This window comes from Streptomyces netropsis, from assembly GCF_014203545.1.
In the GTDB taxonomy this organism is placed as follows: Bacteria; Actinomycetota; Actinomycetes; order Streptomycetales; family Streptomycetaceae; genus Streptomyces; species Streptomyces netropsis.
Map to the genome: position 1 here is coordinate 96062 of NZ_JACHJG010000001.1, position 23194 is coordinate 119255.

At 73.0% G+C, this 23194-nt stretch carries 21 protein-coding genes and 2 tRNA genes; 11 read left to right on the forward strand and 12 right to left on the reverse strand.

What is annotated here, in order from left to right:
* Positions 1-104: 104 nt before the first annotated feature.
* Positions 105-383 carry a hypothetical protein gene (locus tag FHS38_RS00495; RefSeq protein WP_184729519.1) on the forward strand — a complete coding sequence of 93 codons (279 nt, stop codon included), beginning with the start codon at positions 105-107 and terminating at the stop codon, positions 381-383.
* A 229-nt stretch (positions 384-612) separates the two neighbouring features.
* Here FHS38_RS00495 and FHS38_RS00500 read toward each other — a convergent pair whose 3' ends face one another.
* The 3 genes from FHS38_RS00500 to FHS38_RS00510 all read right to left on the reverse strand — a co-directional run bounded on the left by FHS38_RS00500 (position 613) and on the right by FHS38_RS00510 (position 3461).
* Positions 613-1758, reverse strand: coding sequence for a serine hydrolase domain-containing protein (locus tag FHS38_RS00500; RefSeq protein WP_229821909.1), 1146 nt, complete (start codon positions 1756-1758; stop codon positions 613-615).
* Between the two features lie 135 nt (positions 1759-1893).
* The gene (locus tag FHS38_RS00505) at positions 1894-2358 is read right to left on the reverse strand and encodes a heme-degrading domain-containing protein (protein WP_184729523.1); all 465 of its coding nucleotides are present in this window, start codon (positions 2356-2358) and stop codon (positions 1894-1896) included.
* The gene (locus FHS38_RS00510; protein ID WP_184729525.1) at positions 2355-3461 is read right to left on the reverse strand and encodes a Gfo/Idh/MocA family protein; all 1107 of its coding nucleotides are present in this window, start codon (positions 3459-3461) and stop codon (positions 2355-2357) included. The genes FHS38_RS00505 and FHS38_RS00510 overlap by 4 nt, the downstream gene beginning before the upstream one ends.
* Positions 3462-3509: 48 nt before the next feature.
* Here FHS38_RS00510 and FHS38_RS00515 point away from each other — a divergent pair, with 48 nt between their 5' ends.
* The 6 genes from FHS38_RS00515 to FHS38_RS00540 all read left to right on the forward strand — a co-directional run bounded on the left by FHS38_RS00515 (position 3510) and on the right by FHS38_RS00540 (position 9589).
* Complete coding sequence (locus tag FHS38_RS00515) at positions 3510-4997, forward strand: ROK family protein (protein ID WP_184730997.1); 1488 nt, start codon at positions 3510-3512, stop codon at positions 4995-4997.
* A gap of 111 nt (positions 4998-5108) precedes the next feature.
* On the forward strand, positions 5109-5951 hold the full coding sequence (locus FHS38_RS00520; RefSeq protein WP_184729527.1) for a hypothetical protein: 843 nt from the start codon (positions 5109-5111) through the stop codon (positions 5949-5951).
* A 132-nt stretch (positions 5952-6083) separates the two neighbouring features.
* The gene (locus tag FHS38_RS00525; RefSeq protein ID WP_130877986.1) at positions 6084-6863 is read left to right on the forward strand and encodes an HAD-IIA family hydrolase; all 780 of its coding nucleotides are present in this window, start codon (positions 6084-6086) and stop codon (positions 6861-6863) included.
* Between the two features lie 147 nt (positions 6864-7010).
* Positions 7011-7685 carry a hypothetical protein gene (locus tag FHS38_RS00530; RefSeq protein WP_184729529.1) on the forward strand — a complete coding sequence of 225 codons (675 nt, stop codon included), beginning with the start codon at positions 7011-7013 and terminating at the stop codon, positions 7683-7685.
* 19 nt (positions 7686-7704) lie between these two features.
* The gene (locus tag FHS38_RS00535; RefSeq protein ID WP_184729531.1) at positions 7705-8367 is read left to right on the forward strand and encodes a class F sortase; all 663 of its coding nucleotides are present in this window, start codon (positions 7705-7707) and stop codon (positions 8365-8367) included.
* Positions 8368-8542: 175 nt separating this feature from the next.
* Complete coding sequence (locus FHS38_RS00540) at positions 8543-9589, forward strand: glycoside hydrolase family 6 protein (RefSeq protein ID WP_184729533.1); 1047 nt, start codon at positions 8543-8545, stop codon at positions 9587-9589.
* 18 nt (positions 9590-9607) lie between these two features.
* On the opposite strand, the gene glxA is transcribed toward FHS38_RS00540, so the two are convergent.
* The 3 genes from glxA to FHS38_RS00555 all read right to left on the reverse strand — a co-directional run bounded on the left by glxA (position 9608) and on the right by FHS38_RS00555 (position 13856).
* Positions 9608-11566, reverse strand: coding sequence for a radical copper oxidase GlxA (glxA, locus tag FHS38_RS00545; protein WP_184729535.1), 1959 nt, complete (start codon positions 11564-11566; stop codon positions 9608-9610).
* Positions 11563-13455 (reverse strand): glycosyltransferase family 2 protein, encoded by a 1893-nt coding sequence (locus FHS38_RS00550; protein WP_184729537.1) that lies wholly within the window; start codon positions 13453-13455, stop codon positions 11563-11565. Before FHS38_RS00550 ends, glxA begins: the two co-directional genes overlap by 4 nt.
* 327 nt (positions 13456-13782) lie before the next feature.
* Positions 13783-13856, reverse strand: a tRNA-Lys gene (locus FHS38_RS00555).
* Between the two features lie 246 nt (positions 13857-14102).
* Between FHS38_RS00555 and FHS38_RS35950 the strand changes: the two genes are divergently transcribed.
* The 3 genes from FHS38_RS35950 to FHS38_RS00570 all read left to right on the forward strand — a co-directional run bounded on the left by FHS38_RS35950 (position 14103) and on the right by FHS38_RS00570 (position 16432).
* On the forward strand, positions 14103-15077 hold the full coding sequence (locus FHS38_RS35950; RefSeq protein ID WP_184729539.1) for a C40 family peptidase: 975 nt from the start codon (positions 14103-14105) through the stop codon (positions 15075-15077).
* Positions 15078-15107: 30 nt separating this feature from the next.
* Positions 15108-15770, forward strand: coding sequence for a nucleoside/nucleotide kinase family protein (locus tag FHS38_RS00565; protein WP_221494454.1), 663 nt, complete (start codon positions 15108-15110; stop codon positions 15768-15770).
* A gap of 71 nt (positions 15771-15841) precedes the next feature.
* On the forward strand, positions 15842-16432 hold the full coding sequence (locus FHS38_RS00570) for a lytic polysaccharide monooxygenase auxiliary activity family 9 protein (protein WP_184729541.1): 591 nt from the start codon (positions 15842-15844) through the stop codon (positions 16430-16432).
* A gap of 91 nt (positions 16433-16523) precedes the next feature.
* Here FHS38_RS00570 and FHS38_RS00575 read toward each other — a convergent pair whose 3' ends face one another.
* The 5 genes from FHS38_RS00575 to FHS38_RS00595 form a co-directional block, all read right to left on the reverse strand.
* The gene (locus FHS38_RS00575; RefSeq protein WP_184729543.1) at positions 16524-17420 is read right to left on the reverse strand and encodes a cytochrome c biogenesis CcdA family protein; all 897 of its coding nucleotides are present in this window, start codon (positions 17418-17420) and stop codon (positions 16524-16526) included.
* Positions 17417-18202, reverse strand: a complete 786-nt coding sequence (locus tag FHS38_RS00580) for a DsbA family protein (protein ID WP_184729545.1) — start codon at positions 18200-18202, stop codon at positions 17417-17419. The genes FHS38_RS00575 and FHS38_RS00580 overlap by 4 nt, the downstream gene beginning before the upstream one ends.
* A 75-nt stretch (positions 18203-18277) precedes the next feature.
* The gene (locus FHS38_RS00585; protein WP_184729547.1) at positions 18278-18688 is read right to left on the reverse strand and encodes a hypothetical protein; all 411 of its coding nucleotides are present in this window, start codon (positions 18686-18688) and stop codon (positions 18278-18280) included.
* A 138-nt stretch (positions 18689-18826) separates the two neighbouring features.
* Positions 18827-18900 (reverse strand) — tRNA-Lys (locus tag FHS38_RS00590).
* A 96-nt stretch (positions 18901-18996) separates the two neighbouring features.
* Positions 18997-19755: an IclR family transcriptional regulator gene (locus FHS38_RS00595; RefSeq protein WP_184729549.1), complete on the reverse strand. Its 759-nt coding sequence runs from the start codon at positions 19753-19755 to the stop codon at positions 18997-18999.
* Positions 19756-20024: 269 nt separating this feature from the next.
* Between FHS38_RS00595 and FHS38_RS00600 the strand changes: the two genes are divergently transcribed.
* Entirely contained in the window at positions 20025-21122 is a 1098-nt protein-coding gene (locus FHS38_RS00600) for an LLM class flavin-dependent oxidoreductase (RefSeq protein WP_184729551.1), read from the forward strand.
* A 217-nt stretch (positions 21123-21339) separates the two neighbouring features.
* On the opposite strand, the gene FHS38_RS00605 is transcribed toward FHS38_RS00600, so the two are convergent.
* A complete protein-coding gene (locus FHS38_RS00605) occupies positions 21340-23124 on the reverse strand; it encodes a putative bifunctional diguanylate cyclase/phosphodiesterase (protein ID WP_184729553.1) in 1785 nt (594 codons plus the stop codon).
* Between the last annotated feature and the right edge of the window lie 70 nt (positions 23125-23194).

Below are 23194 nucleotides of genomic sequence, written 5' to 3' on the forward strand. Positions count from 1 at the left end.
TTTTCCACTACGCTCCGCGTTGTCGGCCACCTTGGGTAACCGATGGAGGTCGGCGAATTTTCCCCCCTCAACGGGTCGGTACGACCCGGAACTTGGAGAGACGCATGCGTCGTATTTCCGCGCTCGCCGTGACCGCCGCGCTGGCCGGTGGCGTCCTGTTCACGGCCCTGCCCGTCACGACCGCCACCGCGGCCCCCCACAAGACCTGCAACGTGGCCCAGATGGGTCAGCAGGTCGCCGACCTGAAGGCCAAGGCCGCCAAGCTGCGGAAGCTGGGCGAGCCCGAGGCGGCCAACCGCGCCCAGGCCCAGGCGAACGCGATCGCCAAGCAGCGCGCCGCCTGCATCAAGGCCGACGAGACCTCCGCGAAGCCGCGCTGGTAGTAGATCCCCCATCAGGCATCGCCCGTCCCGAGCTTCCGGGGGCGGGCGATGCCTGTTGTCCTGCGGACTGCCGGGGCGTGCGCACCTCCGCTGCGCGGCGGTGTCCTCCATCGCCGGACGGGCTTGATGTGGCTGAGCTCAGCCACATCAAGCCCGTCCGGCGATGGAGGGCGCGCCCGCAGGGCGCCCGCCGCCGCAGGCGGCAAAGACGGCCCCCGCCGGCCAGGCCCTAGCGTCCGACGCACTCCCGTACGGCCACGAGCAGGGAATTCGTCCGGGCGTCGCCGTTGCCGATCATCCGGTTGGTGACGTAGCCGAAGCCGACGCCGAACGCGTCGTCACCGAAGGCCAGTTGTCCGCCCGAGCCGTCGTGGCCGAAGCTGCGGGGGCCGAGCAGGGGGTGCCGTGCCGAGTCGAGGTGGAACCCGGAGCCCCACCGCGCGCCCAGGTCGGGGAACCCCGACCAGGAGGCGCCGGCCGACTGCTCCCGCACCGCGTCGGTGACGGTCTCCCGGGAGAGCAGCCGCGGCCCGCCCTCCACGCCGTGCGCGGCGGCCGCGTACAGCGTGGCCAGGCCGCGCGCCGAGGAGACGCCGCCCGTCGCGGGGAACTCGGCGGTCAGCAGCGCGGGGGAGTTGTAGCCGTGCGGATCGTCGAGGCCGGGGAAGGGGACCAGCCCGTTCGTCGTCAGGATCCGCATGATGAGCGTCTCTGGGTCCGGCAGCGCGGGCCGTCCGTCGGCCTCGACGAGCCGGGCCAGCGACGGGAGTTCGTCCTCCGGCACCCCGATCCAGGTGCTCAGGCTCAGCTCGTCGGCGACGGCCGCGCGGAAGTACGCGCCGGGGGTGAGCCCGGTGATCCGCCGGATCACCTCGCCGACCAGCCAGCCCAGGGTGAACCCGTGGTACTCGAGGGCGGTGCCGGGCTCCCAGAGGGGCTCCTGCTCCTCGAGGGCCTTGACGACCGGGGTCCAGGCGGCGAGGTCCTCGAAGGTCAGGGTGCGGTCGTCGACGGCGGGGAGACCGGCGCGGTGCGCGAGCACCATGCGCGTCGTGATCTTCTCCTTACCGCGCCGCGCGAACTCCGGCCAGTAGTCGCCGATGGGGGCGTCGAGGTCGAGTCGCCCCTCCTGCGCGAGCAGATGGGCGCAGATGCCGACGATGCCCTTGGCCGCGGAGAAGACGGGGACGGCAGTGTCCTCTTCCCAGGCCCGGCCGGTCCGCTGGTCGGCGATGCCGCCCCACAGGTCCACGACCTTGCGGCCGCCCGCGAACACGGTCACGGCCGCGCCGAGGTCACCGCGCTCGGCGAAGTTCCGGGCGAACTCGTCCGCGACGGCCCCGAACCCCTCGTCGGCCCATCCGCTGTGCTCCACTTGCCGCTCTTTCCCTCGCATCGGGGCATGCCGAACCGATGCCCCCCGTGTGCCTTTGGCCAGGCCACGATACGTACGCCGCGCGCGCGGATCGAGCGATATTCCGTGCGCCCGCCCCGGTCGCGCCGCTCCGCGTCACCCCTCGGCGAGGAACCGCTCCAGCGCCTCCACCACCAGCGCGTGGTCGTCCCCCTGCGCCAGCCCCGACACAGCGACCGCGCCCACGACGCCCGTGCCGCGCACCGTGACCGGGAAGGCGCCGCCGTGCGCGGCGTAGCGGTCCGGGTCCAGGCGGGAGGAGTCCTCGAAGGTGCGGCCCTTCGCGCGGAAGCGGGCGCCCACGAGGTAGGAGGACTCGGCGTAGCGCTCGACGACGCGGCATTTGCGGTCCAGCCAGGCGTCGTTGTCGGCGGAGGTGCCGGGCAGGGCGCGGTGGAAGAGGCGTTGCGCGCCGCGCCGGACGGTGATCGTGACAGCGGCGCCGCGCTCGCGGGCCAGCTCGGACAGGAGCGAGCCGAGGCGCCAGGCGTCGTCGTGGTCGAAGTGGTCGAGGACCAGGCGTCGTTCCTGCTCCTCCAGCCGTGCGATCTCCTCGCTCATCGGGTTGCCTCGATCCGCACCGTACGGGCCTGTGCCGCCGAGGCGCGGGCCGCCTCCAGGACGCGCAGGGCGTCCGCCGCCTCCGCCGCCGTGACCGGCGGCCGGCCACCCGTGCGCAGGGCCTCCTCGATCGCCGCGTAGTAGGCGGGGTAGTCACCGGGCAGGGTCGGTACGGGCTCCCCGCCGCCCGTCCGCGGGGACTCGCCCGCCCCGAGGCGACCCCACGCGGACTCGGCCTCGACGCCCCAGGGCGTGCCGTCGGCCGTGGGGCGCAGACCCTCGCGCAGGGCGGCTTCCTGGGGGTCGAGCCCGTACTTCACGTAGCCCGCCTCGCTGCCGAGCACGCGGAAGCGGGGGCCGAGCTGGGCGGTGGTGGCACTCACCCACAGGTGCGAGCGGACGCCGCTCACGTGCGTGATCGCGATGAACGTGTCGTCGTCGGCCTCGGCGCCCTCGCGCCGGACGTCGGTCTCGGCGTAGACGGTGGCGGCCGGGCCGAAGAGGTGCAGGGCCTGGTCCACGACATGGCTGCCCAGGTCGTAGAGCAGCCCGCCGATCTCGGCCGGGTCGCCGGACTCGCGCCAGCCGCCCTTGGGGTGCGGCCGCCAGCGCTCGAAGCGGGACTCGAAGCGCTGGACCCGGCCGAGGGCGCCGTCGGCGATCAGCTTTCGGACGGTACGGAAGTCGTTGTCCCAGCGACGGTTCTGGAAGGCACTGAGCAACAGGCCGCGGTCCTCGGCCAGGGCGGCCAGCTCCTCGGCCTCGGCGGCCGTCGCGGCGAGCGGCTTGTCGACGACCACCGGCAGCCCGGCCTCCAGGGCCGTGCGGGCGAGCGGGACGTGGGTGCGGTTGGGGGAGGCGATGACGATCAGGTCGAGCTCGCCCGCCCGCGCGAAGAGGGCGTCCGCGTCGGCGACCGTGACGACGCCCGGGTGCTCGGCCACGGCCTGCCGCTGCCGGTCGGGGTCGGCCGTGACGACCGTGTCGAGGGCGAGGCCCTCGGTCGCGGCGATCAGCGGGGCGTGGAAGACGGAGCCCGCCAGGCCGTAACCGATGAGGCCGACGCGAAGCGGGGTGCGGGGGGTGCCTGTGGTGCCATCCATGCCCTTCACTTTGGCAACGCTGTTGCGAAAGTGCAAGCGATGGCGACAATGGGCGGTGTGAACAACGGTGTGCAGGACGGTGCGAGCAGCGAGGGTGCGACCGGCGGCAGCTTTGCTTTTGGCGCCAACCTCGCCGCGCTGCGGGACCACAACGCCGCCCTCGTCCTCGGGCTGCTGCGGGACGCGGGCGCGGCGGGCGCGAGCCGCGCGGAGCTGGCCGGGCGGACGGGCCTGACCCCGCAGGCCGTCAGCAAGATCAGCGCCCGGCTGCGGGCCGCGGGCCTCGCCGCCGAGGCGGGCCGCCGCGCGTCCACCGGCGGCAAGCCCGCCACGACCTGGCGCCTGGTCCCGGACGCGGCCCACGCCATCGGCCTCCACCTCGACCGCGACGCCCTGACCGCGATCCTCGTCGACCTCACCGGCACCACCGTCGCCTCCCGGACGGCCCCGCTCGCCTTCGGCGCGGGCGCGGAGGCACTGCTGGGGACGGTGGCGGCGGAGGTGTCGGCGCTGCTGGCGGAGGCGGATGGGGGTGCCGTGGGCGCGGGTCCGGCCGCCGTGTCCCCCGGCCACGGCGGGGGTGTGCTCGCGGGTGACGGCCCGTCGCCGTCCGGGGCCGTGGACCCCCGAGGCGGGCCGCCCGGCTCGGGCGCGCCCCCTGCGGACACCCGCGAAGGCTCGCCGACCGCCGTGCGCCCCGCGCCCCGCGCGTCCCGCGCGACTGGCACCGCGTCCCGCGCGACTGGCACCGCGTCCCGCGCCGACGGCACCGTGCCCCCGGCGACCGGCACCGTGCCCCGCGTGAGCGGCTCCCTCCTCGGCGTCGGCGTCGCCGTGCCCGGGCCGCTCGATCACGCGAGCGGCGTGCTGCACCGGGTCACCGGGTTCCCCGAGTGGGACGGCTTCCCGCTGCGCGACGCGCTCGCCGAGCGGCTCGGGCTGCCGGTCGTGGTCGACAAGGACACCAACGCCGCCGCGCTCGGCCTCGTGCTGCGCGGCGCGGGCGGCGGCGTGCCCGCCGCCGACTCCTTCGCCTATCTGCACCTCGGCACGGGCCTCGGCGCCGGGCTCGTCCTCGGCGGCGGCGTGCACCGGGGGGCCAGGACCGGGGCCGGGGAGTTCGGGCACCAGGTGCTCCAGCTCGACGGGCCGCCGTGCCCGTGCGGCAACCGGGGCTGCATAGAGGCGCTGTGTCTGGGTGCCGTCGCGGCCGGCGACACCGCCCGCGCGGCGCGGCTGCTCGGCGTCGGCGCCGCCAACCTCGTACGGCTGCTGGACATCGACCTCGTCCTGCTCGGCGGCCGGACCGTGCTGGCCGAGCCGGAGCCGTATCTGCGCGGCGTGCGCGCGGTCCTCGCCGAGGACGCCGCCCGCGCGGACGGCCGTACGGTCCCCGTGGCCGTCGCCCCCGGCGGCGGCCGGACGGTGGTCGAGGGCGCGGCCGAGCTGGCGCTCGCCCCGCTCTTCGGGCGGTCCGGCACGGCCTTCGCACCCCGGTCCGATGAGACGAAAATCGTCACATCGGGCGGTATGTGACGGCCAGTCGGCCGCACGGGACCGTGCCGCGCCCGGCTCGTGCGCGCGGGGGGTGGGATGTTCCTGAGGACCCGGAGCCCCCACCCGCACCCCACCCGCAAAGGTCCCGCGATGTCCCTGCCCCGTGCCCTCGTCGCAGTCGGCGCCGCCGCGCTCGCGCTCGCCCCGGCGGCGGCACCGGCGGCAGCGGAGAAGGCCGCCGCGCACCCGGTCGCCGAACAGCCGCCCTGCGGCGACCCCGGCAGCGCCGCCTTCCCGATCAGCTCGCGGCTGAACGGCGGCCCCGAGGCGTACGGGCGCGGCGGCGCCCCGCACGGCTGGCGGCTGGAGCTGCGCAACGACACGGGCGCCGACTGCCAGGCCGTGCATCCCGTCGCCGTCCTCGCCGACCGGAGCCGCACGCTGCGGCCCGGCGACATCCACCTCGACTTCTACGACCGGGGCGCCGAGCGCTGGCGGCCCGTGCGCTTCGAGCGGACCGACGAGGCCGAGAACGTCGGCGTCTTCGACGGCTCCTCGCCGGACTTCCCGGGCTTCGCCGTCCCCGCCCGCCGCTCGGTCACCGTCGACCTGCGCCTGGCCTTCGCGGCCGGCGCCCCCGAAGGCCCGGTCACGGCCAATGTGACGGCCGTGCAGCGACGCGGGAACGACGGCGACTGGGTGGGGGAGTCCGACGACTACACCTTCGCCATCGAGGAGGGCACGCCCGAACCCGCCGAGGAGACCGGGCGGAAGGGGGCCGCCGGACACGCCGGGGACGCCATGGACCCCGGCGCCCCGGACCGCGTCCCGGCCCGTGGCGGCGACGCGAGCCCGTCCGCCGAGGAAGCGAGCCCGCCGGCACTCGCCGACACGGGCTCCTCGCACCACCTCTTCGGGATCGGCGCCGCAGCCCTCGCGCTGCTCCTCGGCGGGGCGGCGCTGATGTTCGCGGCGCGGCGGTCGGGCCGCTGACCCCTCCTACGTCGCCGCCTGGAAGGGCGCGACCGGGAGCTGATTAGGCTGGAGGGGTCAGGGCGGCGCACAAGAGGTGCCGCCCCGGCGTACCCAGCCCCGGCGAGGGGCGATTACGGCAGGAGTCCCACTGTGGCAGAGCGCAAGCCCATCGAGTCCTGGCTGACCGACATGGACGGTGTCCTGATGCACGAGGGCATCCCGGTGCCCGGTGCGGACACCTTCATCAAGCGGCTCCGCGAGTCCGGCAAGCCTTTTCTCGTGCTGACCAACAACTCCATCTACACCCCCCGTGACCTGCACGCCCGGCTGGCCCGCATCGGGCTCGACGTCCCCGTCGACAACATCTGGACCTCCGCGCTGGCCACCGCGCAGTTCCTGGACGACCAGCGGCCCGGCGGCACCGCCTACGTCATCGGCGAGGCCGGGCTCACCACCGCCCTGCACGACATCGGGTACGTCCTCACCGACCACGACCCCGACTACGTGGTCCTCGGCGAGACCCGTACGTACAGCTTCGAGGCGCTCACCAAGGCCATCCGGCTGATCAACGCCGGCGCCCGCTTCATCGCCACCAACCCCGACGAGACCGGCCCCTCCGCCGAGGGCGCGCTGCCCGCCACCGGCTCCGTCGCCGCCCTGATCACCAAGGCGACCGGCCGCGAGCCGTACTTCGTCGGCAAGCCGAACCCGCTGATGATGCGGGCCGGGCTCAACGCCATCGGCGCGCACTCCGAGACCAGCGCCATGATCGGCGACCGGATGGACACCGATGTGCTGGCCGGGCTGGAGGCCGGCATGGAGACCTTCCTCGTGCTGACCGGACTCACCCGCTCCGAGGAGATCGAGCTGCACCCCTTCCGGCCCTCCCGCGTCGTCGACTCGATCGCCGACCTCGTCGAGCTGATCTGACCCGGCCTCAACTGGCCCAAAGGCGATCTGACCTGCTCCGAGCCGATCGGGGGCCTTTGGGCACCGGATGGCGCAATACGGCTACGGAGCGGATGCGACGCCGGAGTCCACCGGGTGAACCTTCTGACGTACCCAGGAGGTTTCACCATGGATTCTGCCCGCTTCGCATTCTGTGGCGTCCTCGTGGCGGCGGCCGTCGTCTGCGCCGCCCCCGCGCACGCCGTCGACGACCCCGCCACCATGTCGGGGACCGTCGAACTCACCCCCGTCACCAGCCACCCCGGCGGCGAGGTGCAACTGCGCGTCTCCGGCTGCGGCAACAACAAGGCGACCGCCAGCTCCGAGGCCTTCGTCTCCGACGCCGTGCTGGCCAAGGACTCGGCCGGGCTCTTCGCCGAGGCGACCGTCCGCTCGACCGTCGCCCCCGGCGTCTACCCCGTCAAGGTCAACTGCGACGGCTACGACGCGATGGCCGCGGGCCGGCTGACCATCGTCAACGAGGGCGAGGAGCCACCCGGCGCCCGCGACCGGCAGGACGACCGCGTCGGAGCCGAGCCCCACGACCGGCCCGACGGCCACACCGTGCCCGACGGCCGGCTGCCCGGCAACCACACCCTGCCCGACTCCCCCACCTCCGAACTGCCCATCGCACCCGTCCCCGCGGGCGGCGGCGGCACGTCCTCGATGGCCACCGCCGAGGCACCCGGCACACCGGGGCTCGTCCTCGCGGGCGGTACCGCGCTGATCGCCGCCGGAGTGATCTGGTACCGCCGCCGCAACGAGGCCGCGCAGCGCCGCGACACCGACGAATCGCGGCACTGACGGAACGCGGCGCGAGTCGATGTCCGAACCGCGTGCCAGCGGCACCGGCCGCCTCCTGATCGGAGTGACCTGGGCCGTGCTGCTGCTGGCCCTGTGGCTGTGGGGGCGGGAGATCACCGAGGGGCACGGCTCCGCCACGCCCACCACCGGTGACGTCGCCGCGGCGGGCCGCCCGCTGGGGCGCTCCCTGCCCCCGGCCCACGAACCGCTGCCCGCTTCCCGGCCCCGGGGTCTGTTCATCAAGGCGACGGGCGTCTGGGCGCCGGTCGAGGAGCGCGGCCTCAACCCGACGGGGGCGGTGGAGCCGCCGCCGTACTCGCGGTCCAACGCCGTCGGTTGGTACCGCGGCGGCCCGCAGCCCGGCAGTCCCGGCGCCGCCGTCCTCGTCGGCCACCTCGACACCCCCCGCGCCCGTGCCGTCTTCTACGACCTCAGCGCGCTGAAACCCGGGGAGACGATCACCGTGGCCCGCGTCGACGGCTCGACCGCCGAGTTCACCGTCGAGGACGTCTCCGTCTACTCCAAGGACCGCTTCGACGCCCGGAAGGTCTACGGGCCGCGCGAGGCGGACCGGGCCGAGCTGCGCCTGATCACCTGCGGCGGCGATTACGACCGGGTCCGGCACTCCTACTCCGCCAATGTCGTCGTGTCCGCCTATCTGACCGGCACGGGCCGGGTGTGAACACCGGGTTCCGGCAGGCCGGTACGGCGGGCTCTGGTCCAACAGGGCGATATGACGCCAAGTCATACCCTGAGCACCCACTGTGGAGGACACGTCTGTGTCAGCATTGAGACGACCGGTCATGTCCCGCGCGGGTCTGGGGGCACCCCCAGGCAGTACAGCCAAGGGGGAGTGGATGTACGGCAGCTATACCGGCCACACACGCAGGGGCCGCACGGGCCCGGCGAGAGCGGCAGCCGCGGTGGGGGCGCTGCTGCTGCTCTCCGGGTGCTTCTCGTCCTCGGACTCCGCCACCCCGAAGGAGCGCGAGTCCTCCCGGCCGCCCACCCAGCAGCCCAAGGCCCAGGCCCCGTTCTGGGTCAATCCGCAGGCCACCGCCGCCCGGCGGGCCGACCTGCTGCGCCGCGACGGCAAGGCCCGGGAGGCCGAGCTGCTCGGGAAGATCGCCGCGCAGCCGGTCGCGGAGTGGATCGGCGTGGACGACCCGGAGGGCCAGACGCGGGGCTTCACCCAGGCCGCCGCCAAGGCCGACCGGGACGCGCTGCTGGTGCTCTACAACATCCCGCACCGCGACTGCGGCCAGTACTCCCGGGGCGGTGCCGCCGACGGCGACGCGTACCGCCGGTGGCTCGACAAGGCGGCCAAGGGCATCGGTGACCGCAGGGCGACCGTGATCCTGGAGCCGGACGCGCTGCCGCACATCGAGGACGGCTGCACGCCGCAGGAGTTCCACGAGGAGCGGTTCGCGCTGCTCAACGAGGCCGTCGGCAAGCTCAAGGCGCTGCCGCGCACCAAGGTCTATCTGGACGCGGGCAACCCCAGCTGGGTCAGGCCCGCCGGGCGGATGGCGGCACCGCTGCGGCGGGCCGGTATCGCCAAGGCCGACGGATTCGCGCTCAACGTCTCCAACTTCCAGACCACCCGGGCCAACAAGGACTACGGCCGCAGGCTCTCCGCCCTCGTGGGCGGCAAGCACTTCGTCATCGACACCAGCCGCAACGGCAACGGCCCGCTGAGCGGCGGCGACCACGAGAAGGCCTGGTGCAACCCCTCCGGCCGGGCCCTCGGCGTCCCTCCGACCACCCGGACCGGGGACTCGCTGGCGGACGCCTACCTCTGGGTCAAGCGGCCGGGGGAGTCCGACGGCGCCTGCAAGGGCGGCCCGGACGCGGGTCAGTGGTGGGAGACCTACGCCCTGGAGCTCGCCCGCAACGCCGACTGAGGCCGGGGCCCCGGCCGGCTAGTCCGGGTCCCCGACCCGGGGGACCTTGATCCAGACCGCCTTGGACGGGGTCCCCTGGTCGTCGATCACGTGCAGCATGTACCAGCCGGGGGGCATCAGGGACGTGTCCTCGGGCAGCGTGACGGTGATGTCGTTCGCGGTCTTGGTGAGTTCCAGTTCGATCGAGCGCTGTTCGATGTTGGTGACGTGGGTGAAGGAGCCGGGCCGGATCAGCCGCGCCTTGCGGATGGCCTGGGAGTGCGCCGTCCCGTAGGTGGTCTTCTCGCCCGCCTTCACCGTTCTCGGTGCGGTGTCCCGCAGCTCGGGGCGTGAGTCGCGGAAGAGGTAGGGCGGGGTGTAGAGGTCCATCTGCTGCTGGAACGTGGCGGGTTTGGAGTTGGCCCGGTCACCGAAGAGCGAGTCGGAGCCGAAGGTCATGACCCGCCCGTCGGGCAGCAGCAGCGCGCCGGAGTGGTAATTGCGGCCCACCAGCGGGTCGGCCACCGCGCGCTTGGTGTTGGACTTCGGGTCGTACAGCTCGGCCTTCAGGACGTTGGAGGCGCTGCGGCCGCGGTAGTCGCCCGAACCGTTGGTCGTCAGCACGGTGTCGTCGGGCAGGATGACGCTGCTCGGGTAGCGGGCCTTGGCGTAGAGGTCGGGGCCGTCCCGGAAGCGCGGCCGGGGGTCGTGCAGATCGACGATGCGGGTCTTGGCGGTGGACTTCTTGTTCTCGCCGACCCCGCCGCCGCCGAGCACCATGTACCGCTGGGCCTGGGCGGGCGGCAGCAGGACGGACATCGAGGTCTCCAGGGTGTCCGGGTCGCTCATCCCGGGCACCTCGGTGAACGCGTTGCTCTCCAGGTCCCACACCCCCGGCACCCGGCCCTTGTCGGCCGGGCCGTAGCCCGCGTTGGACCCGGTGTAGAAGATGCGGCCCTTGTCGGTGAGGAAGAGGGCGGGGTAGGTGGGGAAGAACCGCTCCTTGGGGAGGTAGCTCCACTTCTTGGTCTTCGGGTCGTAGACCTCGTTCTTCCCGGGGACGACCTGGCCGATGTCGTCCAGCCCGGAGACGGACAGGACCCTGCCGTCGGGGAGGGTGGTCAGGGTCGGATACCAGCGGGCCTCCCGCATCGGGTCGACCGGCACGTACCTCTCGGCGACGGGGTCGAACTCGAAGGAGTCCTTGATGCCCTGGAAGTCCTTCTTGTCGAAGGAGAGCTTGTTGGCGATGCCGTAGACGTTCTGGGCGTCCTTCCCCTTGAGCCCCTCGATGCGGTAGTTGTCGGTGAGGCCGGTCTCGTACTTGGGGCCCTGGCCGAGCGCCTCCACGTAGACGCGCGCGGTGCTGGCGCTGACGGTCACCTTGCCCCCCTCCCCTTGCGTCTTCTTGGCGCGGGGCACGAGCAGGGGGTCGTTGGACTCGAAGGTCTTGCCGCTCTTCCCGCCGGTGAAGCGGGTGCCCGCCGGGAGGGTCATGGGCTTGTCGGGGTCCTCGTTGTGGACGATCATCAGCCCGCCCGCCTTGGTGATGTCGCCCTCCAGCTTCTCGTAGCGCTGGGTGCCGCCCGCGACCAGCAGCTTGCCGTCGGGCAGCTGGGTGTGCCCGGCGCAGAAGAGGTCCTTCGGGGTGGCGATGTTCTTGTAGGTGTTGTGCGCGGGGTCCCACAGGACCGAGCGGAAGCTCTTGGCCTCGAAATTGGCGGCGTTGTTCCCCGAACCGGCGACGAGCAGCACCTTGCCGGTGTGCAGCAGGGCCGCGTGGATCGTGTTGATCCGGTATTCACGGGGCATGTCGACCGCTTGCCAGTGGCCGTTCGCCGCCTTGTACCCCGGTTGGTTGATCTTGTAGTCGTAGTATTTGGTGGAGGCGTAGCCCCAGATGGCGGGCCCGTTCATCCCCGCCAGGACGACCGCCACCGCCGCACCGATGCCTACGCGGCGGGTGCGGCGGCTGACGAGGAACGGGCGGGCTCTCATGCGCGGGCCTCCACGGCACGGTCGGTGTGGCGGAGGGTCCACCACCAGGCGACGATCGGCGCGACAGTGATCGCGAGGGCGAGCGAAGCCCAGGTGGTCATCGCAACATGGGTGTGGCCGAACCAGAAGGAGGCGGCCAGCGAGCCGCCGAATACCACCAGGAAGAACAGGTGCACACGGAACGTGCCGAACAGAGTGTCGGGACTGGCCGAGTCGCCCTTCGGCGTCACCACGAAATTGCTCTTGCGGCGCAGCACGGCGTCCATCAGCGAGCGGGCGTAGATCGGCGCGGACAGCGCGGACATCACCATGCCGGCGAGCCCGCCGGAGCCCTCGGGTTCGTGCGGCGAGACGTTGTGCCGGCGGTTCCAGATGTACAGGCCGATCTGCAGGGCGGCGGCGTCGCTGTAGAGCATCATCCAGATCTCCGAATTGATGGAGATGCCGGAGGCGCCGAGGCCGAGGAAGAGGGCGCAGCTCAGTGCGCCCAGCATCCAGTTGATGGCGGTCATCGGGTAATAGATGACCATCAGGGTGTAGTTGAGGAATTTCCCGGGGGAGAGGGTGAAGGGGCCCTTCCAGAACTGCTTGAGGATCGTCTCGTAGGTGCCTCGGGACCAGCGCAGCTGCTGGGTGAAGAAGTCGGTCCACGCGTTCGGCCCCTCGCCGACGGCGAGCACGTCGGGGGTGTAGACCGAGCGCCACTTCTTCCCGGTCGCCGGATTGCGGTGCCGGTGCAGTTCGAAGCCGGTCGCCATGTCCTCGGTGATCGAGTCGTAGAGCCCGCCGATGCCCTTGAGGGCGCTGATCCGGACGGCGTTGTTGGTGCCGACGAACATGGGCGCGCCGTAGCGGTTGCCGGCCCGCTGGATCAGGGCGTGGAAGAGGAACTGCTGGCTCTCGGCGGCCTTGGTGACGGCCGCGTCGTAATTGCCGTAGACCTGGGGGCCGACGACGAAGGCGATGTCGGGGTCGCGGAAATAGCCGAGCATCCGCTCCAGGAAGTTGGGCAGCGGCACGTGGTCGGTGTCGACAGAGGCAAAGAAGTCGTAATCGTCGCCGTGGGCGTCCAGCCAGGAGTTGTAGTTCCCGTGTTTGGTCTTGGCGCGGTGCGGGCCCTTCTTCTGGTTCCACTTCTCGACGCCCTTGCGGGAGAAGTGGCGCACCCCGAGCCGCCGGCAGACCTCCTTGACCTCGGGGTCGTCGCCCTCGTCCAGCAGCCAGACGTCCAGCGGGCCGCGGTGCCGCAGCCGCGTCGCGCCCTCCAGGGTCCGGGTGACCATCTCGATCGGCTCCTTGCCGGGCACGAACGAGGTCAGGAAGGCGACCTTGGTGCCGGTCTCGGGCACGACGGGGACCGGGTCGCGGGCGACCAGCGTCGCATGGGCGTTCGACGTGACGTTCAGGGTGCGGAACAGCTCGATGAGGCCGATGGAGACGAGCATCACGGCGTCCAGGGCCCGCATGGCGGTCGTGGCGTGGTCGCGCTCGGTCCAGTGCGCGGGCTGCATCAGCCACACCAGCAGCCCCAGCGACACGACGGGCGCGGCCCCGAGCAGCAGGGCCGCGCGGATCCGGTGCGGCTCGTCCGCGAGGAGGCTGCGGTAGCGGACGCGGTAGGGCCCGGTGGGGTCGGGCTGGGTCAGCGGGCCGGCCAGCCGACTGTAGTGCTCGTAGTCGAAGCGGGGCCGTGGCCTGCGCTGATGCGGCGGGGCGGCGCCGGGCGGGGCCGATACGGCCACCCCGGCCGGCCGGGCCGGATCCGGCGGGACCTGCGGGGCCGGCCGAGGGGGCCCCGATCCGGGCTCACGGGGCGGGCGCGGGCGCGGGCGCGTGGCCGAGGACGGGTCGTGGGACTGCTGCCGGGCATGGGCAGGCGTCGACGTCATGAGTCATCCCCCCGACACGCAGCGGGCTGCGTGTGTCAGATCCTGAGCCCGGCCGACCCCCCTCGGCCGCTCGGGCGCAGGGGCACCGGCTCCCCCCGGCGCCCCACCCGACTCACTGATCACACAGTGAGACCGAGTCGTTGCTGTCGGTTCAGGATCTCCGACCCCGCGTCATGATCGCAAGGGTGAAACGAGGTGGTTACCGGGCAAAGCGGTGCGCCGAACGGAGGAGTGTGCGAAAGGTGCCGAAGGGGGTGAGACGCATCCCGCGGCCCGCCCCGGACACGACGAAGGCCCTCACCGATGGTGAGGGCCTTCGTCTGTCTGTGCGCCGCCAGGGACTCGAACCCCGGACCCGCTGATTAAGAGTCAGCTGCTCTAACCAACTGAGCTAGCGGCGCCTGCTGACAGAGAAAACTCTACCTGATGTTCGAGGGTGCTCCCGACCACCCCGCGAGCCACCCGAGAGATCGGTGGATCTCCCGCCGTGATCGGCGGATCCGCGCCGACGTGCGGTTTCTCCGGGCCGTTGAGAAGCTGTGCCGAGTACGGACGCGTGCCGAGCGGTCCTACGGACCGCCGGGGCACGGCGGGTGCGGACCCATTGGCGGCCGCCCCGGACGGGCGTACGGAAAGGCGGTGGGGCGGTGCGGACTCCGGCATTCACCGATGAGATACCCGACGGGCCCGGATGCGCGCTCTGCGTGGACGCGGCGGCCTCCACCCCGACGCGGGCGGAGGAGAGTGACCCTGCTCACGCCCCTCGTGCCGGGCCCCACGCCGGGTGCGCCCGGCACCGGTGCGCCCTGCGCGGCGCGATCGTGGCGGCCGTGGGGGTGGCGGTCATCGCCGGCTCGGGAGCGGGTGCCGCGGCCGCGCCCGAGCCCGCGGACCCGGTGGGCGGGGACAGCTCCGTATACGAACCCGGCGACCCGGAGGATCCCGCGCTCCCCGGCGCCCCCCTCGCGGACGAGCCGCTGCCGGACGAGCCCGGGCCGCAGGAGCCGGGGCCGCAGGAGCCGGGGCCGGAGGGGGCGATACCGGAAGGGTCGGCCCTGGAAGGCGTGGCCCCGGACGGTTCCACGGCCCTGGAGCCGCCGTCCGAGCTCACCGCCCCGCTCAGCGATCAGGACATCCCCGGCGCCGCCGTCCTGCGGGCGCCCGGCGAGCCCGTGATCCCTCCCGGCCCCCTGGCCCCGCCCGACCCGGTGGCCCCGGAGGATCCCGACCACACGCCGCAGGCTCCCGCCGCCGCCAAGCCCAAGCTGGAGTCGGCCGTCACCTTCGCGCTGGCCCAGACCGGCGACCCGTACAAGCTGGGCGGCAACGGCCCCCGCGCCTGGGACTGCTCCGGACTGATCCAGCAGGCCTACCGCCGCGCGGGCGTGAAGCTGCCGCGCATCGCCGCCGACCAGTACCGCGCCACCCAGCGCATCACCCGCCGCGACCTGCGCCGCGGTGACCTCGTCTTCTGGTCGACCAACGGCAAGGCGTCCGGCGTCCACCACGTCGCGATCTATCTGGGCGGCGGCAAGTACCTCGAGGCGCCCCGGCCCGGCAAGAAGGTCCGCATCTCGACCTTCTCCTACTACAGCCCGAACCTGTACGGCCGACCGCGCTGAGGGGGCGGGGGGCTTGGCTAGGGTGCGGGCATGGGGATCATCACCGAACTGGCGGCCGACGCCTGGAATCTCACGGCGGCAGGCGACCGCCGTGTCGTCCTGGGCATCGCGGGCCCGCCCGGGGCGGGGAAGTCGACGCTCGCCCGGGCGCTGGTCGCCGAGCTGGAACGGCTGCACGGCTCCGGCGCGGCCGCGTATCTGCCCCTCGACGGCTTCCACCTCTCGAACGCGCAGCTGGAGCGCCTCGGCCTGACCGACCGCAAGGGCTCCGCGCCGAGCTTCGACGTGTGGGGCTACGCCGCGCTGCTGCGCCGGGTCGTGGAGGAGCGTGAGCGCAGCGTGTACGTACCGGACTACGACCGCGTCCTCCACGAGCCGGTCGCCGCCCGGCACGAGGTGCCGCCCGCCACCGGGCTGGTGGTGACCGAGGGCAATTACCTGGCCTGTGACGAGCCGGGCTGGCGCGAGGCCCGCCGGTGGCTGGCGGAGGTCTGGTATCTGGAGACGCCCGACGAGGTACGTCAAGGGCGTCTGATCGAGCGGCAGTTGGCCGGAGGACGTGACATGGCGGGCGCGCGGGCCTGGGAGCTGGGCAACGACCGGCCCAACGGTGAACTGGTCAAGTCCTCACGCGTGAACAGCGACCGGATTCTCGCTTCCTTTGGCCTGGACATGACTATTTCGGAGGACTAATCTCCGACTTGGTCTAGACCGCACACTCCACCCACCTCACAGAACCCCCCACGTTCTCGAGGGAGCGAAGCATGCGCAAAAAGATCAGTGCGGTGATCATCGGCCTCTCGGTCGCCGGCGTGTCCCTGCTCGCCACCGGCAGTGCCAACAGCCACGGTTACACCGACTCCCCCACCAGCCGGCAGGTGTTCTGCGCGAAGGGCACCGTGAAGAACTGCGGCGAGATCCAGTACGAACCCCAGAGCGTCGAGGGCCCCAAGGGCTTCCCGTCCCGCGGCCCCGCCGACGGCCGGATCTGCGCGGGCGGCAACAGCCGCTTCGCCCAGCTCGACGACCCGCGCGGCGGCCAGTGGCCCGCGACCAAGCTCACCGCGGGCCAGGGCTACGGCTTCCGCTGGAAGCTCACCGCCCGGCACGCCACGACCGACTTCCGCTACTACATCACCAAGGACGGCTACGACCCCACGAAGCCCCTCACCCGTGCCGACCTCGAACCCCAGCCCTTCATGACCGTGCCCTACGGGGGCCGCGTCCCCGAGGCCACCGTCACCCACCAGGGCACCGTCCCCACCCTGAAGACCGGCAAGCACGTCATCCTCGCCGTCTGGACGATCGCGGACACGCCCAACGCCTTCTACGCCTGTTCGGACGTCCAGTTCTGACCTGGGATCCGACCTGAGCCGAGACGGCCCCGGGCCGGCCGGGAGACCTTTCAGCGCGTCCCGCGCGCCGAGGTCTCCCGCGCCGGTCCGGTCACGTTTCGCGGACCGGTTCGGTCCGCCCGGCGGGCTCGGTCGGCTCGGCGGGCTCGGTCGGCTCGGCGGGCTCGGCGGGCTTGACCGGCCGCAGCGCGATCCGGGCCAGCACGCCCGCGACGACCAGCGCGATCACGGCCAGCAGGGCGTAGTCGGGCACGGCGTTACCGATCCGGGAGGCGAGCTGCTCCAGCTCGAACTCCTGGTCGGCGTCCAGGATCCCGGGCAGCCCGGTCGTCCCGTCGTAGGCGAGGAAGAGCACGCCGATGCCGATGAAGAACAGCCCGGACACCAGCGAGGTCGTGTGCAGCCGCAGCCTGCCGACGCGCAGTTCCCGGCCGCGCAGCCAGCCCCGGCCGCCGAGCTCGAACCGGTCCCAGAACACGGCCAGCACGAACAGCGGCAGCGCCATGCCCAGCGCGTAGACGGCGAGCATCGACGCCCCGTACACCGGGTTGCCGTTGACGGCGGTCACGGTCAGCACCGCGCCCAGGATCGGCCCGGCGCAGAAGCCCGCCAGCCCGTAGACGCAGCCCAGCAGGAACGTCGACGCGGCCGAGCGCGGGGTGATGCGCCCGGCGGCGGCCTGGGCCTTCCTCGACGCGAAGCCGAGGCCGAGGATCTGGGCGGCGCCCATGGCGATCACGACCCAGCCGCCGACGGTGATCAGCAGATCGCGGTGGCCGTTGAAGAGCCGGCTGGCGGCGGTGGAGGCCGCACCGAGCGGTACGAGCGTGGTCGCGAGCCCGAGGTAGAAGACGCAGGTGCGGGCCAGCAGCTTGCCGGGGCTCGCGAGGGAGTACGCGAAGAACGCGGGCAGCAGCAGCGCGCTGCACGGGCTGAGCAGGGCGAGGGCGCCGCCGAGGAAGGCCGCGAGGTAACCGATGTCGGTCACTTCTCGCTCTTCCCGCTGTCCCCGCCCTTGGCCGGGCCGGCCGTCTGCGCCGCCTTGGCCGCCTTGGCCTGGGCGATCGCGGCCTCGAAGGCGCTCATCGGCTGGGCGCCCGCGACGGGCCGCCCGCCGACGAGGAAGGAGGGGGTGCTCTGCACGCCGAGGGCGTAGCCCTCCTCCTGGTCCTTCTTCACCGCGGCCTCGGACGCCGAGCCGTTCATGTCCTCGCGGAACCGGTCGACGTCGGACACGCCGGCCGTGCGGGCCATCTCGACCAGCTTGTCCTCGGCGAGCGCGTCACCCTTGCGGAGCTTGGCGAACAGCTCGTGGTGGAACTGCGGGAAGCGGCCCTGCTGCCCGGCGGCCCAGGCGGCCCGCGCGGCCCGCATCGAGTCCTTGCCGAAGATCGGGAAGTTGCGGAACTCGATGCGCAGCACGCCCTCGTCCACGTACTTCTTGATCAGTTCGGGCTGGGTCTCGCGGGTGAAACGGCCGCAGTACGAGCACTGGTAGTCGGCGTACTCGACGAGCACGACGGGCGCGTCGGTCCGGCCGAGGGCGAGCGGGTCGCCGTCCTTGCGGCGGCTGGTGGCCTTCTCCGCCTCGTCGTAGGCGGACTGCTGGGGGTCGGCGGCGGGCTCGGCGGAGGCGGACGCCTCCCGCTTGCCGGAGCCGCCGGCGTTCTTGCCGATCGCGATGCCGGCCGCGACGAGCGCGATGACGAGGGCGAGGACCGCGCCGATGGCCGCGAGGCGGCGGGCGGGCGTGGTGAGCGTTGCGGACATGAGGAAGAGGCTCCATGGGTCTGACGGATTCTGGGCATGCCGGAGTACGGCCCGGGCGGGCCGTGGTGGGCGGGTCTAGATCCGTAGGACGGGGAGCAGCTCGGCGCAGCCGGCGACGGGTGCGGGCGGCGGCCTCGGCGCGGTGGCCGGCGGCGGGAGCGCGGCCGGCGGCGCCGTGCGGGTCGCGGCGGGTCCGGTGAGCGGGTCGCCGTGCCCGGCCGGGACGACGGCCTCGGCCCCCTTGAGCGGGAGGTCCTGCGGCCGGCACGTACCGCCGGCGTCGCCGGGGTCGGCGCGGACGGCGTGGGGGTCGCGGATCTCGGGCCGGGTGTCCTGCGGGACGGCGGCCGTGGTGCCGCTCGCCGCCCGCGCGTACGCGGACGGGACCGCACCGGAGAGGACCGGGCCGGACAGCGCAGGGCCGGAGAGGACCGCGAGGAGGAGCAGGAGCAGTGCGGCTGCGCCTCGACGGCGGTGCTGCGGCACGTGGCCCTCCTTCCCGGTCCCGGTCACGCGCGGCAGGGCCCGCCGCGGCCCTCCATGCTACGGCGGCCGGCCTCGCGGACCACCCTGGTGAGAGCACGACGAAGGCCCTCACCGATGGTGAGGGCCTTCGTCTGTCTGTGCGCCGCCAGGGACTCGAACCCCGGACCCGCTGATTAAGAGTCAGCTGCTCTAACCAACTGAGCTAGCGGCGCCTGCTGACAGAGAAAATAATACCCGGTCCGAACGGGTGCTCCGAACCACCCGTCGCCCGGACCCCTCCTGCCCCTCCGCGCAGGGGCCCGAGGGCCTCACAGGGCCATCGACAGCAGCAGGGGAGCCGCCTTCCGGTTCAGCGTCTCGGCGGCCTGCCGCAGCCGGTGGGCGTGCGCCAGCGGGAGGGAGAGCGCGAGGCAGCCGACCGAGTGTCCGGCCGTTATCGGGACGGCGGCGCAGACCGTGCCCACCGCGTACTCCTGGAGATCGAGGACGGGGACGGTCGCGGGCTGGGCGTCGAGCTTGCGGAAGAGGACCTTCTCGTTGGTGATCGTCCGGGAGGTGAGGCGGGCGGTCTTGTGGCGCGAGAGGTGGCCGCGCCGGTCGTCGTGGTCGAGCTGGGTGAGCAGGCACTTGCCCAGCGCGCTCGCGTGGGCGGCGGCGCGGAAGTCGACCCACTCGTTGACCTTGGGGGTGCCGGGGCCGTCGGCGTACTGCGTGATCCTGACCTCGCCGTCGATGTAGCGGCTCAGATAGACGGCCGCGCCGATCGAATCGCGCAGGGCGAACAGCGACTGCTGGAGCTTGCGCTCCACGGCCTTACCCCGGTCGCCGCCGGAGCCGAGCAGCACCAGGGACTCGCCGATGATGTAGGCGCCGTCGCCGACGCGCTCCACGTAGTCCTCGCGGCGGAGCATCAGCAGCAGATGGGCGAGGTGTCCGACGGGCAGGCCGGTCTCGCGTGCGATCTGGACCTCGGTGACGCCGCCGGAGTGTCTGGCGACCGTCTCCAGCACGCGCAGGGCGTACTGCACCGAGTGGAACGGCGCGGTCGGCTCGGGTTTGAGCGCCACGGTTTCCCCCTAGCGGTTTCCAGCGAGTATCCGCTCTCCACGATAAAGGCGAAAGGGGCCTTCCGGAGCGGGTGTTGAGGAGTTGGACCGGGATGTCGGGCGGTTGTCCTGGGACGCACCCTCTCGGCATATGCCCACGTCATAAAGAGGACGGTCTCGCGCGGCCGGGAATAAGCGGAGTGGTGCTCCGGTTGGGGTGGGCGTCGTGCGGGACACCACCGCGCGGCGGGACGAACGAGACGCAGCGCCAACCAGGGAGGCGGGCCACCGTGGCCGACGAGCGGGACGACATCATCCGGGCCGAGCCCAAGGGAAGCGCGCCGGTGCCGCTGTCCGTACTGGACCTGGCGACCGTCGGCAGCGGCCGGACCGCCCGGCAGGCGCTGGGCACCACGGTCGAGCTGGCGCGGCTCGCCGAGCGCCGGGGCTTCCACCGCTTCTGGGTGGCTGAGCACCACTCGATGCCCGGCGTGGCCAGCTCCTCCCCGGCCGTCATCCTGGCCCACCTCGCGGCCCACACCGACCGGATCCGCCTCGGCTCCGGCGGCGTCATGCTGCCCAACCACGCACCCCTGGTGATCGCCGAGCAGTTCGGCACCCTGGAGGCCCTCGCGCCCCGCCGCGTCGACCTCGGACTCGGCCGGGCGCCCGGCACGGACGGCGCGACCGCCGCCGCGCTGCGTCGCTCGGACCGGCTGCGGGAGGGGGCGGACGATTTCCCGCAGCAGCTCGCCGAGCTGACGCGGTTCCTGGACGACGACTTCCCCGACGGCCACCCCTACGCCCGCATCCACGCCATCCCCGGCCCCGTCCAGGGCAGGGTCCCCGGCGGGGTGCAGCGGGCGGACCGGCCCTCGGTCTGGCTGCTCGGCTCCTCCGGCTTCAGCGCTCGGCTCGCCGGGGCGCTCGGCCTGCCCTTCTCCTTCGCGCACCACTTCTCCGCGGCGAACACCGTCCCCGCGCTCCAGCTCTACCGCGACTCCTTCCGGCCCTCCGACGTCCTCGACCGCCCGTACGCCAAGATCGGCGTCCAGGCGTTCGCCGCCGCCGACCCGAAGGAGGCCCGCCGTCAGGTCCTCACCGGCGCGCTCGCGATGCTGCGGCTGCGCACCGGCCGGCCCGGGCTGGTCCCGACGCCGGAGGAGGCCGAGACGTACGACTTCGGCGCGGCCGAGCGGGAGTTCGTCGACGACTGGCTGCGCAATGTCGCCTTCGGTACCCCGGACGAGGTGCGCGCGGGCCTTGCCGCCCTGGTCGAACGGACCGGCGCCGACGAGCTGATGATCACGACCAACGCGCATACGCCGGGGCTTCGGCTGCGCAGCTATGAACTGATCGCGGACGCGTACGGCCTGCCGGACGCGTAGGGCCTGTCCGGCGGATCTTCGGCTGCGGGCCGTCCTTGCCGCCTGCGGCGACGAGCGCCCTGCGGGCGCGTCCTCAATCGCCGGACGGGCTTGATTTCTGCTGGGCTCAGCCGATTTCAGCCCGTCCGGCGATTGAGGACACCGCCGCGCAGCGGGGGTGCGGACGACACGGCCCGCAGGGCCCGGTCACATGACCCGCCGGACAGGCGCGGGGCCCTCAGGGCCGTACGCCCGTGCGCAGCAGCGCCGAGATGCGGTCGGCCGGCACCGGCCGGGAGTAGAACCATCCCTGGCCGGTGTCGCAGCCGATCCGCCCCAGCCGCTCCGCCTGCTCCGCGCTCTCCACGCACTCCGCCGTCACCGTGAGCCCCAGCCGGTGGGCGAGCTGGACGAGCGCCTCGACGATCGTCTCGTCGGCCGGGTTGGGGTGCTCGTCCGCACGGAAGCCGTGCACGAACGACCCGTCGAGCTTGAGGGTGGAGACCGGGAGGCGGCTGAGGTAGGCGAGGTTGGAGTAGCCGGTGCCGAAGTCGTCGATGGCGATGGCGATGCCCATGTCGCTGAGCTGCTGGAGCTGCTGGAGGGGGCGGCCCGCGGAGCCCATCAGCGCGGACTCGGTCAGCTCCAGCTGCAGCAGGTGCGGCGGCAGCCCGGTCTCGGCGAGGATCCGGGCCACGTCCGTGACCAGGTCGGAGTCCCACACCTGGCGCACCGCCACATTGACGCTGACGACGAGCTGCTCCTCGGGGTGGTCGAGCTGCCAGCGGCGCGCCTGGCGGCAGGCCGTCGCGAGGATCCAGCGGCCCAGCGGCACGATCGCCCCCGTCTCCTCCGCCAGGCCGATGAACCGGTTGGGGGCCAGGGTGCCGAACTGCGGGTGGCGCCAGCGCACCAGCGCCTCCACCCCCCGCACGATCCCGTCGCCCAGCCCCACCAGCGGCTGGTACTGCAGGACGAACTCGTCGCGCTCGACGGCGGGCCGCAGGGTGCTGGAGAGGGCCTGGCGGGTCATCCGATGGGCGTTGCGCTCCGGGTCGAAGAGCGTCCAGCGGGCCTTTCCGTCCGCCTTCGCCCAATACAGGGTGGTGTCCGCGGCCTGCATCAGCTCCGTCGCGTGCGTACCGGCCGCCGGGCGCTCGACGACGCCGATGCTCGCCGACACCGAAAGCCGCTGCCCGGCCACGTCGAAGGGCCGCTGGAGCGCGGTCTGTACGGCCGCGGCGAGGGTGACGAGCTGCTCGGTGCCCGCCGACCCCTCGACCAGCAGCGCGAATTCGTCGCCGCCGAGCCGGGCCACCAGATGGCCGTCGGGCGCCGCGCACTCGCTCAGCCGCTGGGCCACCAGCCCCAGCAGCCGGTCGCCGGCCCGGTGGCCGAGGGTGTCGTTGACGGCCTTGAAGCCGTCCAGGTCGAGATAGCACAGCCCGATCCGGCCGCCGCCGTCCCGGGACACGACCGCCGCGGTGAGCGCCGCGGCCAGCCGCTCGAAGAACAGGCTCCGGTTGGGCAGCCGGGTGACCGGGTCGTGCATCCGCAAGTGCCGCAGCCGGGCCCGCAGATCCCGCCGGTCGCTGATGTCGGCGACCGACAGCAGGGTCTCGCGGCTGTCGGGCAGCTGGGTGAGGGTCACCTCGGCCCACACGCCCCGGCCGCCGCGGTGTCTGAGGCGACGGGTGCAGTGCAGCACCTCACGGCGGCCGAGCAGCACCTCGCGGTACGCGCTCCAGGTGCGGGCGTCCTCGCGCAGGCCGGTGAAGTCGGCCGCGGGGGAGTCGGCCAGCCGGGCGGGGTCGGTGCCGAGCAGCGCGCCGAGCGCGTCGTTGGCGGTGCGGACGAGTCCGTCGCGGCCGACGACGGCCATACCCAGCCGCGCGGCATGGAAGGCGGCACGGAAATCGCTCGAAGGTACGTTACGTTGCGTGACGACTGAAGGCGTTGAACCGGGCGTGCCGCCCTGGCCGTCGAGGGTTCCGCTCACCGCTCGCTCCCACGTGGCATTCATTCCGCACTGGTTTCGTTTGGTTCTCGTGGATCTCGTACGCGTGGCCGAAAACGCGGCATATGACCGCCCT